Below are 13,112 nucleotides of genomic sequence, written 5' to 3'. Positions count from 1 at the left end.
CCATGCGAAACTACGCAGAAACGCTAAACCTTCCAAAAACAGACTTCCCCATGAAGGCAAACCTGCCAGAGAGAGAGCCTCAGATACTTCAGAAGTGGCAGGGGCTATACAGAAAGCTCAGGGAAAGAAACAGGGTAAAGCCCCTCTTTGTCCTTCACGACGGACCGCCCTATGCCAATGGACACATACACATAGGACACGCCCTCAACAAGGTATTGAAGGATGTTATCGTAAAATACAGGCTCCTTACGGGGTATGATGTGGACTTTGTGCCCGGATGGGATTGCCATGGGCTTCCAATAGAGCAGCAGGTGGAAAAGGAGCTAAAGGCTAAAAAGCTCACAAAGGAGGATATTGGAAAGGTTCAGTTCAGAAGGCTCTGCAGGGAGTATGCAAAGAGGTTTATAGAAGTTCAAAAGGAGGAGTTTATCCGCCTTGGCGTGCTCGCAGACTGGGAGAACCCCTACATAACCATGGACCCAACCTATCAGGCTCAGGAAGTTAGAGAGCTGGGAAGGGTCTTCCAGAGGGGCTTTGTAGTGAGGAGCAAAAAGCCTGTCTACTGGTGCATATACGACAAAACCGCAGAGGCAGAGGCTGAGGTAGAATACTACGAGAAGGAAGACCCCAGCATATATGTGAAGTTTCCCCTAAAAGACCAGCCAGACACATACCTTTTAATCTGGACCACCACCCCGTGGACACTGCCGGCAAACCTTGGAGTTATGGTGGGCGAGGAATACGACTATGTGTTCTTCAGTGTTGGAGAGGAAACCTATGTGCTTGCAAAGGCTCTGCTTGAAAGCCTCAAAAGCCTAACGGGCGTTGAGGGGGAGGTCATAAGGGAGGTAAAGGGCTCAGAGATAGTGGGTCTTGAGTATATTGCCCCCTACGGGGAAAGAGTGAACAGAACATACCCCTCCGAGTTTGTGGAGCTCTCCACTGGAACGGGTCTTGTCCACATGGCACCGGGACATGGTAGGGAAGACTACATGGTGGGTCTCAGATACGGACTTGAGCCCTTTGCACCCCTTGACGATGAAGGAAGGTTTACTGAGGAGGCTCCAGAGTTTATAAGGGGCATGAGGGTCTTTGAAGCAAACCCCCTCATAGTGGAGGACCTGCGCTCCAGAGGGCTTTTGCTGCACGAGGGCAGGATAAGGCACTCCTATCCCCACTGCTGGAGGTGCAAAAACCCCGTCATCTTCAGGGCAACGCCCCAGTGGTTTATAAGCATGACAGGATTGAGGGAAAAGAGCCTTGAAGAGATAGAGAAGGTTCAGTGGATACCCTCTTATGGCAGAAACAGGATAGCGTCAATGGTGGAAAATAGACCCGACTGGTGCATATCCCGTCAGAGGTTCTGGGGAGTGCCCATAACGGTTTTCTACTGCAAAAACTGCGGTCATGTGGTGGCAGAAAAAGAGGTCTTTGAAAGAGTCTCCAGCCTGATAGAGGGCTCCCCAGAGGGTGCAGACCTCTGGTTTGAAAAATCCCCGCATGAGCTTCTGCCAGAGGGATACACCTGTCCAGCCTGCGGCTCTAAAGAGTTCATAAAAGAGGAAGACATACTGGATGTGTGGTTTGACTCTGGCTCTTCCCATGCCCATGTGCTCAGAAAAAGGGGAATAGACAGGGCAGACCTCTACCTTGAGGGCTCAGACCAGCACAGGGGGTGGTTTCAGGCATCGCTTTTGGAGTCCGTTGCCAGCTACGGACATGCACCCTACAGGGCGGTTCTGACCCACGGCTTTGTGGTGGACGAAAAGGGCAGAAAGATGTCCAAGTCGCTGGGTAATGTGGTCTCCCCTCAGGAGGTCATATCCCAGTATGGTGCAGATATCCTCAGGCTCTGGGTAGTTTCCGAAGACTACACTGAAGATGTCAGACTTGGAAAGGGTATAATTCAGAGGCTTGTGGAAGACTACAAAAAGATAAGAAACACTATAAGGTTTCTTCTGGGAAACCTCTACGATTTTGAATTGTCAAGGTCTATATCCTTTGATGAGCTCCACCACTTTGACCGCTGGATGCTCTCTTACCTGCAGAAGGTTCTTGAGGAAGTCCACAAGCACTACGAAAATTATGCCTTTCACAGGGTCTATCACCTCATAAGAAACTTCTGCTCTGTAGAGCTTTCCAGCCTCTACCTTGATGTGCTCAAAGACAGGCTTTATGTTTACGTACCCCAGAGCCCGGAAAGAAGGTCTGCCCAGACGGTGCTATACGCTCTGGCTGAAGCCCTGATAACTTCGGTGGCACCCTTCCTGAGCTTCACCGCAGAGGAGGTATGGGAGCATCTTAGAGGCATAAACCCGGAGCTTCCAGAAAGCGTCTTTATGCACCAGATACCCCAGCCAAGGAAAGAGCTGACCGATGAAAAACTCCTGAAAGACTACGAGTATCTCATAAAACTGAGGGAGGATGTGATGAAGACTATAGAGGTAGCCCGAAGGGAAAAGGCGGTGAACCATCCTTACGAGGCTCAGCTCTTTCTCTGGGGAGATGGGCTGGAAGTGGCAAGAGAGTATGAAGACTATCTCAAATACTTTTTCACAGTCAGCAGGGTTCACTTCTCCGAAGGTGGTCAGTATGTGCTGGAGGGCGAGTCCGTAAAAGGCGTAAAGGTGGGCGTGTCCCCTGCAGAAGGGAGGAAGTGCCCGAGGTGCTGGCTTTACTATCCTGAGGAGGAGTTTGAGGGAGAAGTATGCAGAAGATGTGCAGGGGTGCTTCAGGAGGTATAAATTTAGTATGTTTGGAGGTCTAATTATGATGAAGCAAAGCATACCTCTCATAGAGCTTTTAAAGGAAGAAGAGGGTCCAATCCTAATCGCAAGCCATGAAAATCCCGATGCGGATACTCTTGGCAGTGCTCTTGCTCTTTACATGTTTCTCAGGAAAAAGGGCAAAAGGGTTGTGGTAGGATGCAAGGATAGGGTGCCCCACTTCCTTGACTTTCTACCGGGTGCTGAGGAGGTGGTCAGGTTGCCGGTTAATGAGGTATTCAGTCTTGCTATAGTGGTGGATGCCAGCGGTTTCTACAGGGTTAACGCAGAAGTGAAGACTTTCAAAAGGGTAAGGATAGACCATCACGTGGGTGGAGAGTTCTATGGAGAGTATGATTACATAGACCCCGACGCACCATCCACCACAGCACTTATATACAGGTTAATCTGTGAATGGGACAGGTCTGCCATAGACAGAGATATGGCGGAAAACCTCTATGCCGGACTTGCAACAGATACTGGCTTTTTTAAATATTCCAACACAGACGCAGAAACCTTCCAGCTGGCTAAGGAGCTGGTGGAGCTGGGGGCTCAGCCCCACTGGACCTTTGTGAACTTTGCAGAAAGAGAAAGCTTAAACAAAATGAAACTTATATCAAAGGTGCTTGAAACTATGTCTCTTCACGAAGATGGGCTCGTGGCAGGCATAACCATCTTTGACAGGTTTTTCAGAGAAACGGGCTGTGAATACCCGGACAGTGAAGGGCTTGTAAACTATCCTAGGTCTCTGGAAGGGGTTGAAGTAGCCTACGCTATTATAGAAAAACCAGAGGAGGGCGTGTGGAAGGTGTCTCTCAGGTCAAAGGGTAGGGCAGATGTAGCAAAGATTGCGGAAGCCCTGGGCGGTGGAGGGCACAAATACGCCTCTGGATGCAAGATTCAGGCAGGTGGTTATCAGGAAGCTCTTGAGAAACTCCTGAAGGCTGTGAGAGAAGGCCTTGAGAGAGACGGTCTAATAAAACACGCTGTAAGCCAGACCGCCTAAGTGTTCCCTGAGAGCCTTGTAGCTGTCATTGAGAACACTCATGCGAGGGATGAAGCTGTAAAGATTATAAGTTTTATCTTGCTTGAAATCTGTAGGGTAGGGCACAACCTCCAGACCTGACCTTTTAAAAGTTTCAACAGCCCTCGGCATGTGATATGCGGATGTTATGAGGGCAACTCTTTCAAAACCTCTCCTCTTGCATATTTCCTTCACATACCTCGCATTTTCAAAGGTATCCCTGCTTCTGACTTCTGTGATTATGCTGTTTTTGTCCACTCCCAGCTCCTCAAGAACCTGTCTCATGACCTCCGCCTCAGGGAGCTTTCCTATGCTTGCACCACCTGAGAGTATGAGAGGGAGCCCATATTTTTTGTGAAGTATAAAGCCAGTTAGAAGCCTTTTCATGGAGTCCTCCTTGAGAATCCCCGTGTTATAGGCTCCGCCACCAAGAACTACCAGTGCATCAACCCTCAGACTCTCCGGAACAGGGTAGGCTTTCTCCAGAGGTCTGTAAAGCATATCTTTTACAGGCTCTACCGATAGCAAATACAGACTCAGAGCACCGAAGATTGCTATGAAATTCACAGATTTCCTCTTTGAAATCATGGCTATAAGAAAGAACATGAGAATAAATATGGCAGGTGGAAGAAGAAGAAAGCTCAGGAGCTTTTTCAGAAAAAAGCTCATCTCCCTGTCCGGACACCTATGAGCACATTTTCCACGCCAGCACCTTTACCCACATCCATGAGGGCAACCACAAACTTGTGTGGCACATCCTCATCAGCCTCCACCACAAGGGTCTTTGGCTTCTTTTCCTGAATATCCCTTTCTATATCTTTCAGGCTCATATCCCTCCCACCTACCTGATACCTGCCATCCCTGAGCACCTGAACCCTGAAAACCTCAAGGCTCAGCTTTTCACCCTCCTTTGCAAAGGGAAGCTTTACTGCAAGAAAGGTCACGGGCGACTGAAAGGCAATGACTGCAAGAAATAGAAAGACCGCAAGAAGCGTGTCCACAAGAGGGACAACATCTATGTATGCCCTTTCGTCGTAGCTCAGCCTTCTTCTTCTCATCTGAGTATCCTCAAAACCTCAAAGACTTCAGACTCAATCCTGTTAAGGATGCTGTTGCCCCATATCCTGAAGAGCCAGTAGGCAATCAATGCGGGTATGGCAACCGCAAGCCCTGTCGCCGCAGCCACAAGAGCCTCACTTATACCCTTTGAAAGCAAAACCATTGCCTGCTCGGGGTTTGCCGTGGCAAAGGCTGAAAAAACCTTTATGAGTCCAGTAATGGTCCCAAACAGACCTATCAGGGGGGCAACGCTTGCCACGGTGGACAGCAGAGGAAGATTCTTCTCCAGCTTTGGCACGAGCAGTGAGAGCTCAAGGTCAAGGCTTTTTATCATATCCTCCCTGCCAGCCTTGCCTTCTCTGTAATTCTGCAGCATTTCTTTGAGCATGCCTGCGGTATGGGAGCTGTCAGTGGAAAGCAGTTTTATGGCCCCCTCTATGTCCCCACTTGCGATAAGAGGCTTCAGGTCCCTTACAGTCCTGCTTATGTAGTTGGAGGCACGGAGATGAAATATGCGTTCCACTATCACAGCCCAGGAAAGCACTGAAAGAAATAGCAAAGGATACATGGCAAGTCCGCCTTTCTGCAATAGCTCAAAAAGTCCTTCCATATCACCTCACCTCACACTTTGGTAGACCCTGCCTCAGCCTGTTGTATAAGTTAACATCCTCGGGACTTGACCTGCTAAGGTCAAACCTCTCCAGCATACAGCTGGCATCTCTTCTTGCACCAAGCTCCAGAAGCACACGGGCACCCTCAAGCACTGCCTGATTGTAGTAGGGTTCCCCCCTATAGTTGAGAGATACTTCCACAAAGTTCTCAAGGGCTTTTTTCTTATCACCCTTTTTCAGGTTGTCAAAGCCCAGAAGAAGAATCGCTTCCCCTCTTAGGCTTCTATCTGGGCTTTTTACAACATAGTCCAGTAAAGCTGTATCCCCACTCTGCCTGTAAAGGTCTATGAGATACCTTTCAAACTCCTGACTTCTGTATCCCCCCTTTATGATATCACGGGAGAGGGAGAGGGCAGAGGAAGTATCTCTCAGAGCTAGGTAAAGACCCACAGCCCTCACCCTGTCGGGGTTTTCCCCTTCAGCAAGAAGGTCCGCAAGGCTCTTAGTATCACCCGCTGATGTGTAGAGCTTTATAAGCTCTTCCCTTGCCTGCCTTCTGTCTTCTTCAAGCTCTGCCTCCCTGTAAACTTTGTAATACAGGACAAGTTTTTTGGGAATCTCCTCTTCCAGTTGGGCAAGCTTAAGGATGGCCTTGAACTTCAGAGGCGTGTTAAGTAGTCTGAGAAGTTCCTGCTCAGCCCCCTTTCTATCTCCCCTCTTTGCCTGAAGCACTGCGTACTGATAGATTATTTCGGGTGGTGGGTTTTTCTCCCTTTCCATGTAGCCTTTTATAAGCCTCTCCATCTCCTCATCCCTTATATCCTTGCCAGAAAACTCAAGAAGGGAGAGGGTTGCCTGTTTTGCCTCCTCCCTGTCAGGAAACCTGCGCAAAACCTCATAGTAGCTTTCCTTTGCTTTTTCTCTGTTTCCCATATTGTAGTGAGCATCTCCCACCCTCAGCATAGCTCTCGCTTTGAGGGGGCTTTTTTCTGAAACTCTGTCAAAGAAGGATATGGCTCTCTGATAGTTACCCTCAAGAAAATAGGACATGCCCAGAAGGTAAACTTCCTCGTCGGACCTGTCTGTGAGAAAGCTCCTTGCCAGCCCCGTATCTCCCAACATCAGGGCGGAGCGGGCTTTGAGTAATTTTGACCTCTGGTCATTCCTTCCCTGGAGCAAACTAATGACCTCTCTGTATCTCTTAAGGTTGTAAAGGGCTATGGACCTGTAGTAAGGGTCTTGGAAGAACCCCAGAGCTCCTAGCCAGTCTCCTCTCCTGAACCTTTCCCATCCGCTGAACTCTCTGGCAAGCTCTGGATATAGCCCCGCCGCCTCAGAAAGCAAAGAGTTCATGTCCCCACCAGTCCAGTAGAGAGCCTCAAGAAGCCACATGTAATCTTCCCTGTCCTTACCTCTCTTGTTTTCTAAAAGACTTATAACCCTTTTGTAGTCTCCCACCCTGACTGCAGAGTATACCGCATACCTGAGATTTCCAGCCTCAAGAAAGCTCTTGAACGCAAGGGAGTAATCCCCTGCGTTGTAAGCTATGATGCCAGCGTTTTCTAAAAAGCGGGGATTTTTTGTCATAGCATATGTGAGCCTTGAAAGATAAAAGTCCTTCTCCGATATGAAGGCATAGAGCTCACCCGCAAGTCTTGGGCTGAGGCTTTCCAGCACTCCTGCATACCTGAAAGCCTGCTCTCCCTTCCCTTCCCTGTATTCAATCAGTGCAAGGTAATAAAGAGCTATGTCTCTGTATGGCTTTCCTGGGGTAGAATAGGAGGAGAGTATGCCTTTTGCCTCAGGCAGGCTTCCTGCAAAGTATTTTATGATAGCAGCCCTCAGCAATGTGCTGTCCCTGTATAGAGGGTTTTCCTTACCTTCCACAAAATCTGATACATACTGACAGTATTGGCTAAAGACCGCACTTTTACAATCTGGTTTTTCTGCCTTGCCTTCTTTTATATTCCTTACCACTTGCCAGAGCCCGTCCCTATTTTCAGGAACAGAGCCTTTCAGGACAAAGTGAAGGGCATAGTAAGCCTCACAGGCAGGTTTCTGATACATGTGGGAAAACTGACAGGAATTACTGAAAAGCTCAAGGGCTCTGCCTTTCTGGTCTTTTGAGTAGGCTATTATTCCAAGCACATACTCTGCCATAGGTTTGAAGGGTGAGTTGGGAATCACAATAACCTTCCCGAGCTCCTCCTCAGCCTGAGAGCTTCTGCCCTTCAGGTAGTAGTCAACACCAAGCCTGTAAGACAGGGCGTCCTTTGGCTCTCCGCAGCTTATACTGCTTGCTCTCTCCACCGGCTTGACCTGAGCGAATTCCATAACCCTTGGAGTTTCAAGCAGGGTAGGAGTCAGGTCGAGCTCTCTTGCGATAGGCATGGGAAGCTTCTCCGGAGGCATTAGCCTGGGCTTTTCCTCAAAAACCTTTCCGGTAAGCTCCACGCTTACGTCAAACTCCTTACTTATCTGCTGGGCAAAGGCAATAGCCAGAAGTAGTAATAGGCTAAAGAGCCTTATAGGCTTCCACATAAAGTTCCCCCAGATGACAGGTTATGTTAAGCCTCATTATAACATTCCTGTCCTTTTCCATGTGAACAAGAGAATAGCTGGCATTATCGCATCCAAAAGACCAGAACTTAGAAAGGTCCACCTTAAGAAGACCGCAATACATACACCTTATGGGAACGGTATGTGAGACAACAGCCACATTCTGACCCCAGTGCCTTTCCTTCAAGTATTCCATAAAGCTATTCACTCTGCTGTAAACATCCTGCAGACTCTCACCACCCTCAAAGCTCACCCTGTGAGGCTCTTCCAACCACTGTCTGAACTGCTCAGGATATCTTTCCTGCACCTCTTCCACAAGAAGCCCAGACCAGTTGCCGTGGTCAATCTCTATAACTCTCCTTTCTTCCACCACCTCAAGACCTTTCACACTGGCTATCTCCTGAGCCGTCTGAAGGGTCCTTTTAAGAGGGGAGGAGTAAAGGGCATGGAGTTCTACATCCTTGAAGTGCTCTCCAAGCCTTCTGGCCTGCTCTCTGCCCCTTTCTGAAAGCTCTGGGTCAAGAAGCCCCTGATACCTGCCTATGGGATTCCACTGACTCTCTGCGTGCCTTATGATGTAGAGCTTTACCATATTCTGTGTTCTATAAGGGTCTGGCTGTAAGCTTTTACACCTTCCCCGAGGTTTACGGGAAAACCCGACCTCTTTAGCACCACCTCAAGCATACCAAGAAGCATAAGACCATCTTTGGGGTCAACGCCCATGTGGGATATGCGGAATATTTTACCCTTGAGCTCATCCTGACCACCTGCAACCCTTATGCCGAGCTTGAGAAGCTCTTTTCTTAACTCTTCAGACCTTTCAGAACTTATCGCACTTACCGAGAGGGCGGGGTTCTCTGCAAACCTCCTCAGACCAAGGGCTTCAACCGCCCTTATAGTTCCCTCAGAGACAGCCCTGTGCCTTTTTTCAACTCTTTCCATACCTTCCTCAAGGAGCATGTGCAGAGACTCTCTCAGAGCAAGTATAAGGCTTATGGCAGGTGTCCATGCAGTCTGACCCTCCTTCTGTTTTGATAGTTCTTTCCTTATGCTGAAGTAGAAGGCTCTGTCTGTGAGATTTTTTTCTGCCCTTTCCGAGAACCAGAGGGTGGAAAGCCCGGGAGGGAGGAGAAAGCCCTTCTGCGAGCCACCCACAAGCACATCAAGACCCCACTCTGAGGGCTTAATGTGATAAACTCCAAGAGCGGTTATGGCATCCGCAATGCACAGGGCATCAAACTCCCTGCATATTCTTCCTATCTCCAGAGCTGGGTGGTAAACACCAGTAGAGGTTTCAGATATCTGAAAGAGAACTCCTCTGCAATCCGGGTTTTCCTTGAGAAGCTTCCTTACCCTTTCCGGGTCTGCAGACTTGCCCCACTCTACCCTGTATTCTATGGGCTTTAGCCCCCAGTGCTGTGCAAGCTTTAACCATCTTTCGCCAAATTTCCCCCCGTTTATCACAAGCACCTTCTCACCTTCTCTGAAAAAGTTGAGAACTGTTGCCTCCATGGCCCCAGTGCCTGAAGAGGCAAAAAAGACAAAGCTCTCCGAGGGCTCATCAAGAAGCTTTTTGAAGAGCTCTCTAACTTCAAGAAAGGCGTGCCTGAACTCTTCGGTTCTGTGATGTATTATTTGCCTTCCGAGAACTTCTCTTACTCTCTCGGGAAGCTCAACAGGACCGGGTGTGAAGATTCTTTCCTGAGACATGGTAGAATATTTTACCCCAAATGCTCGGACTTTCTCTTGCTTTGCTCTCCTCCCTTTTCTGGGGAACAAACGACTACCTGAGCAAAAGGGTTCTACTAAAGGGGGTTGATGAGAACTTCACTCTTTGGGTCAGGTTTCCCATAGCATGCCTCCTGCTTGCACCTCTGGGTGCCCTTTACTGGGATTTAAGCGTAAAAGTAGTCCTGTATGCCCTCCTGTGGCTCCCCCTTGAGGTTCTGGGTGGAGTCTTCTTTATGAAGGGCCTGAAACACGCACCTCTCTCTGTCGCCATGTCCTTCTACTCCTTCATGCCAGTCTTCTCAGCCTTATTTGGCTGGCTTCTCCTCTCCGAGGAGCCTTCCCTCGCTGGTATACTGGGTATGTCTCTGGTGGTGATGGCAAGCCTCCTTCTCGTGGGCTTTTCTCCAAGAGAGTTTTTTAGAAAAAACAGGGGAGTTCTCTACATGCTTATCTCCACCGCCCTTTTTGGTTTTAATGTGGTTCTTGGCAAGGCTTCCATAATGGAGAGCAATAGCCTCTTCTTCAGCTGGTTCTATACTTTCTGCATGAGCCTGGGAACTCTACTGTTTGTGAAGCCCTCTGAAGTTCTCAAAAAGGAAAACTACGCGCACTGGGAGGTCCCACTTCTGGGTTTATTCTTCGCCATAGGTGATGTGCTCTACAACCTGGCACTTTTCTTCACCCTTTCATCTTATGTTGCCTCCGCAGAAAGGCTTTCTCTGCTCGTGGTCCTCCTCTATGGAAAGCTCTTCTTGAGGGAAAGGGCGGAGAGGATATTGCTTCCAGCCATGCTTATGGTAGCAGGCAACGCACTTATGGCCTCTGACTGAGGTATGAGTTCTTATAGGATATGTAGTTTCTGGCAGACTCTTCAATAAGCCTTATTTCCTCCTCTTTCAGGTCCCTAACCACCTTTGCGGGAAAGCCCGCCACAAGCACGCCTGAAGGGAATTTCTTTCCTGGCGTAAGAAGTGCACCAGCCCCTATGAGCACGTAGTCTCCTACCTCAACCCCATCCATCACTACAGCGCCCATCCCCACCAACACATGGTTCCCTATCCTGCACCCGTGCAGTATAACCCTGTGTCCCACCGTTACAAAGTCTCCTATTATGGTGGGATGTGTGTCATGAGTTACATGCACCACCGAGTTGTCCTGTATGTTTGTCCCCCTTCCTATGCGTATGTAATTCACATCACCCCTTATGACGGTGCCGAACCAGACAGAAGAATCCTCACCCATCTCCACATCTCCGATAACTACCGAGTTTTCTGCAAGAAAGACTGAAGGTGGTATGAGAGGGTGCTTGTCTCTGTAGGGCATCAGGAGCGCCATAGGAATATTTTAAGGGAGCTTCCCGCATTCTTCCCAAGTGTATGCAACCTCACTGACAGGAAAATTTTGCTCCCTGAGCTCTAAAGAGCCTCTCTTTGCAGACAGTTTGAGACTCTTCCACTTGAGAGGTTTATGTTCAGTAAGGTAATTAAACCCCGATTCAACATGGGAGTGCCTGAGCCTGAAGGCATAAGCTCTCCACTCTTTGTAGACATATCCGTAGGCATTCATGGACCTCTCATCATAAAACCTCACCGCAGAGAAACCTTCACCAAGCAGCGAGCCGTGCCTGTTGTGCACAAGCAAGGCTTTCCTCACCTGATTCTGCCCATCACCCTCACCGGCTATGAAAAGCCCGTCCGAGGATACAAATCTGAAATAATCAAAGCCTGGTCTTTTGTAAAGTATACTCTCGAGGCCTGCGAGCTTAACAAGGAAACCCTCCGAGTCCCCACCAATTTCCATCCTCCCAGCAGCCCACCTTCCGTTTGTGTATCTTAGATAGTCGTTCTCCTTCCATCCGCTTCTTATGGCCTTCAGAGGTTTCATATAAGGGTCTGTCCACAATATAAAGCCATCGTATTTCCCTTCTTCTCCTACCCTTCCCACCACCACATAGCCACCTCCTGTCCCTGCAAGGCTGTAGGCGTATATGTTATTGTCAGCAGAATAGGCTCTGCCCCTTCTTTTCGCCACTTCTACAATGAAGAGACGCCAGAGATTTTCCCTCAGGCCTCCTACCGCATACTCACAGCTGACCTGCCAGAGTATACCCTCTGGACCCAGAAAAGAGCTTATAACTCCAGAGGTGCTGTTGTAAATCAGAAGCAAGGACCTTTCTCCCGAGTGTCCTGCTGCCACATAATTCCCACCACATTTTTTCACGCTGTATAAACTCTCATCCCTTTTATCCCCTATGAGAAAGGCAATCCTCCTCCTTTCATCCAGGAGAAGGGCCTGGTATCCCTCGCCCTCACTGAAAACCCTTCCTGTAAGGACATGCCCGTCGGATGCAAAGATAGCGCTGTTGAATAGCCCTTCTGCTTGCAATAGGAGGCACTCAAACACCTTTCATCCTCTTTTCATTTTTGAGTGATTATACTCCTCCATAAGGAGGAAGTGCCATGAAAAAGCTCGTCCTTTTGTCTGCAGCCCTTATGGGCCTAAGTGGAGTAAGCGCCGCAGGCGACAGGGTTTACCTTTCCCTAGGGGTAAACCTTGGATACCCGTCCTGTCCTGAAAGGAGGGTGGTGTATGCGGACAGAAGCCCGGATGTGGTCATAATAAGGCCCACACCCGTATATTACTATGCCCCTTACGAAAAGGTGGTCATAATAGAAAAGCGTGGACCCAAGCGCTGGAAAAAACACCCACGCTGGGACTGGTAAAGCTTACAGAGATGTAACTAAGTTAAAGGTAAAACCCTTCTTGACCGCACCTGAAGAGAGACATATACTTTCAGGGAAGGAGGTGCGGTCATGAAGAAGGTTCTTATCCTCACTGGAGATGCTTCAGAAGCCCTTGAGGTCTTCTATCCCCTTTACAGGTTAAGAGAAGAGGGTTTTGATGTGAAGGTGGCAACGCCTGGCAGAAAGCTGGTTCAGACAGTTGTCCACGACATGGAGCCAGGTGTGATGGAGACCTATACGGAGAAGCTTGGCTACAGGCTGGAGGCAGACCTTACCCTCAAGGAGGTAAATCCCGAAGACTTTGATGCCCTTTTTATACCCGGGGGGAGAGCTCCCGAGTATGTAAGGACTCATCAGAAAGCTGTAGAGGTTGTCAGGCACTTTTTTGAGAAGAACAAGCCTGTGGCAACTCTCTGCCATGGTCCTCAACTGCTGGTGGCGGCAGGTGTGGTAAAGGGCAGGAAGGTGAGCGCCTTTTATGTGCTGAAAGCCGATGTTGAGATGGCAGGGGGTGAGTATGTGGACGGTGTGGTTGTGGATAAGAACCTTGTTTCTGGCAGAGCCTGGCCAGACCTTCCAGAGATAATGAGAGAGTTTCTTAAACTCTTAAAGGGTTAAA

The 13,112-nt window shown here is 49.0% G+C and carries 13 protein-coding genes; 5 read left to right on the top strand and 8 right to left on the bottom strand.

Annotated elements, in window-relative coordinates; all coding sequences use genetic code 11:
- Window positions 1-2: 2 nt before the first annotated feature.
- A complete protein-coding gene (ileS, locus tag ACKRDP_RS01280) occupies window positions 3-2,744 on the top strand; it encodes an isoleucine--tRNA ligase (RefSeq protein WP_409152944.1) in 2,742 nt (913 codons plus the stop codon).
- Between the two features lie 25 nt (window positions 2,745-2,769).
- Window positions 2,770-3,771, top strand: a complete 1,002-nt coding sequence (locus ACKRDP_RS01275) for a DHH family phosphoesterase (RefSeq protein WP_409152943.1) — start codon at window positions 2,770-2,772, stop codon at window positions 3,769-3,771.
- On the opposite strand, the gene ACKRDP_RS01270 is transcribed toward ACKRDP_RS01275, so the two are convergent.
- From ACKRDP_RS01270 to ACKRDP_RS01245, 6 genes are read right to left on the bottom strand one after another with little or no spacing between them, the layout of a single operon-like run.
- Window positions 3,739-4,458 (bottom strand): YdcF family protein, encoded by a 720-nt coding sequence (locus ACKRDP_RS01270; RefSeq protein WP_409152942.1) that lies wholly within the window; start codon window positions 4,456-4,458, stop codon window positions 3,739-3,741. The genes ACKRDP_RS01275 and ACKRDP_RS01270 overlap by 33 nt on opposite strands.
- Window positions 4,455-4,847, bottom strand: coding sequence for an ExbD/TolR family protein (locus ACKRDP_RS01265; protein WP_409152941.1), 393 nt, complete (start codon window positions 4,845-4,847; stop codon window positions 4,455-4,457). The genes ACKRDP_RS01270 and ACKRDP_RS01265 overlap by 4 nt, the downstream gene beginning before the upstream one ends.
- Window positions 4,844-5,458, bottom strand: coding sequence for a MotA/TolQ/ExbB proton channel family protein (locus tag ACKRDP_RS01260; RefSeq protein WP_409152940.1), 615 nt, complete (start codon window positions 5,456-5,458; stop codon window positions 4,844-4,846). Before ACKRDP_RS01260 ends, ACKRDP_RS01265 begins: the two co-directional genes overlap by 4 nt.
- Before the next feature lies 1 nt (window position 5,459).
- Window positions 5,460-8,000, bottom strand: coding sequence for a tetratricopeptide repeat protein (locus ACKRDP_RS01255; protein ID WP_409152939.1), 2,541 nt, complete (start codon window positions 7,998-8,000; stop codon window positions 5,460-5,462).
- Window positions 7,975-8,610, bottom strand: coding sequence for a phosphoserine phosphatase PspA (gene pspA / locus ACKRDP_RS01250; protein ID WP_409152938.1), 636 nt, complete (start codon window positions 8,608-8,610; stop codon window positions 7,975-7,977). Before pspA ends, ACKRDP_RS01255 begins: the two co-directional genes overlap by 26 nt.
- Window positions 8,604-9,728: a pyridoxal-phosphate-dependent aminotransferase family protein gene (locus tag ACKRDP_RS01245; protein ID WP_409152937.1), complete on the bottom strand. Its 1,125-nt coding sequence runs from the start codon at window positions 9,726-9,728 to the stop codon at window positions 8,604-8,606. Before ACKRDP_RS01245 ends, pspA begins: the two co-directional genes overlap by 7 nt.
- Window positions 9,729-9,748: 20 nt before the next feature.
- Here ACKRDP_RS01245 and ACKRDP_RS01240 point away from each other — a divergent pair, with 20 nt between their 5' ends.
- On the top strand, window positions 9,749-10,579 hold the full coding sequence (locus tag ACKRDP_RS01240) for a DMT family transporter (protein WP_409152936.1): 831 nt from the start codon (window positions 9,749-9,751) through the stop codon (window positions 10,577-10,579).
- Here the strand turns inward: ACKRDP_RS01240 and ACKRDP_RS01235 are convergent.
- The gene (locus tag ACKRDP_RS01235) at window positions 10,563-11,084 is read right to left on the bottom strand and encodes a gamma carbonic anhydrase family protein (RefSeq protein WP_409152935.1); all 522 of its coding nucleotides are present in this window, start codon (window positions 11,082-11,084) and stop codon (window positions 10,563-10,565) included. The genes ACKRDP_RS01240 and ACKRDP_RS01235 overlap by 17 nt on opposite strands.
- A 9-nt stretch (window positions 11,085-11,093) precedes the next feature.
- Window positions 11,094-12,152 (bottom strand): hypothetical protein, encoded by a 1,059-nt coding sequence (locus ACKRDP_RS01230; RefSeq protein ID WP_409152934.1) that lies wholly within the window; start codon window positions 12,150-12,152, stop codon window positions 11,094-11,096.
- Between the two features lie 56 nt (window positions 12,153-12,208).
- Between ACKRDP_RS01230 and ACKRDP_RS01225 the strand changes: the two genes are divergently transcribed.
- Entirely contained in the window at window positions 12,209-12,472 is a 264-nt protein-coding gene (locus ACKRDP_RS01225) for a hypothetical protein (protein ID WP_409152933.1), read from the top strand.
- Between the two features lie 90 nt (window positions 12,473-12,562).
- On the top strand, window positions 12,563-13,111 hold the full coding sequence (locus ACKRDP_RS01220) for a DJ-1/PfpI family protein (protein ID WP_409152932.1): 549 nt from the start codon (window positions 12,563-12,565) through the stop codon (window positions 13,109-13,111).
- The last annotated feature ends 1 nt before the right edge of the window (window position 13,112 follow it).

This window comes from Pampinifervens navoyensis (assembly GCF_046159715.1).
In the GTDB taxonomy this organism is placed as follows: domain Bacteria; phylum Aquificota; class Aquificia; order Aquificales; family Aquificaceae; genus Pampinifervens.
The sequence above is the reverse complement of the archived record's forward strand: the minus strand, read 5'-3'. Positions and strand labels throughout refer to the sequence as shown.

Coding starts and splice junctions, on each gene's coding strand:
- ileS (WP_409152944.1), top strand. CDS start 3: ATGCGAAACTACGCAGAAACGCTAAACCTTCCAAAAACAGACTTCCCC.
- ACKRDP_RS01275 (WP_409152943.1), top strand. CDS start 2,770: ATGATGAAGCAAAGCATACCTCTCATAGAGCTTTTAAAGGAAGAAGAG.
- ACKRDP_RS01270 (WP_409152942.1), bottom strand. CDS start 4,458: ATGAGCTTTTTTCTGAAAAAGCTCCTGAGCTTTCTTCTTCTTCCACCT.
- ACKRDP_RS01265 (WP_409152941.1), bottom strand. CDS start 4,847: ATGAGAAGAAGAAGGCTGAGCTACGACGAAAGGGCATACATAGATGTT.
- ACKRDP_RS01260 (WP_409152940.1), bottom strand. CDS start 5,458: ATGGAAGGACTTTTTGAGCTATTGCAGAAAGGCGGACTTGCCATGTAT.
- ACKRDP_RS01255 (WP_409152939.1), bottom strand. CDS start 8,000: ATGTGGAAGCCTATAAGGCTCTTTAGCCTATTACTACTTCTGGCTATT.
- pspA (WP_409152938.1), bottom strand. CDS start 8,610: ATGGTAAAGCTCTACATCATAAGGCACGCAGAGAGTCAGTGGAATCCC.
- ACKRDP_RS01245 (WP_409152937.1), bottom strand. CDS start 9,728: ATGTCTCAGGAAAGAATCTTCACACCCGGTCCTGTTGAGCTTCCCGAG.
- ACKRDP_RS01240 (WP_409152936.1), top strand. CDS start 9,749: ATGCTCGGACTTTCTCTTGCTTTGCTCTCCTCCCTTTTCTGGGGAACA.
- ACKRDP_RS01235 (WP_409152935.1), bottom strand. CDS start 11,084: ATGGCGCTCCTGATGCCCTACAGAGACAAGCACCCTCTCATACCACCT.
- ACKRDP_RS01225 (WP_409152933.1), top strand. CDS start 12,209: ATGAAAAAGCTCGTCCTTTTGTCTGCAGCCCTTATGGGCCTAAGTGGA.
- ACKRDP_RS01220 (WP_409152932.1), top strand. CDS start 12,563: ATGAAGAAGGTTCTTATCCTCACTGGAGATGCTTCAGAAGCCCTTGAG.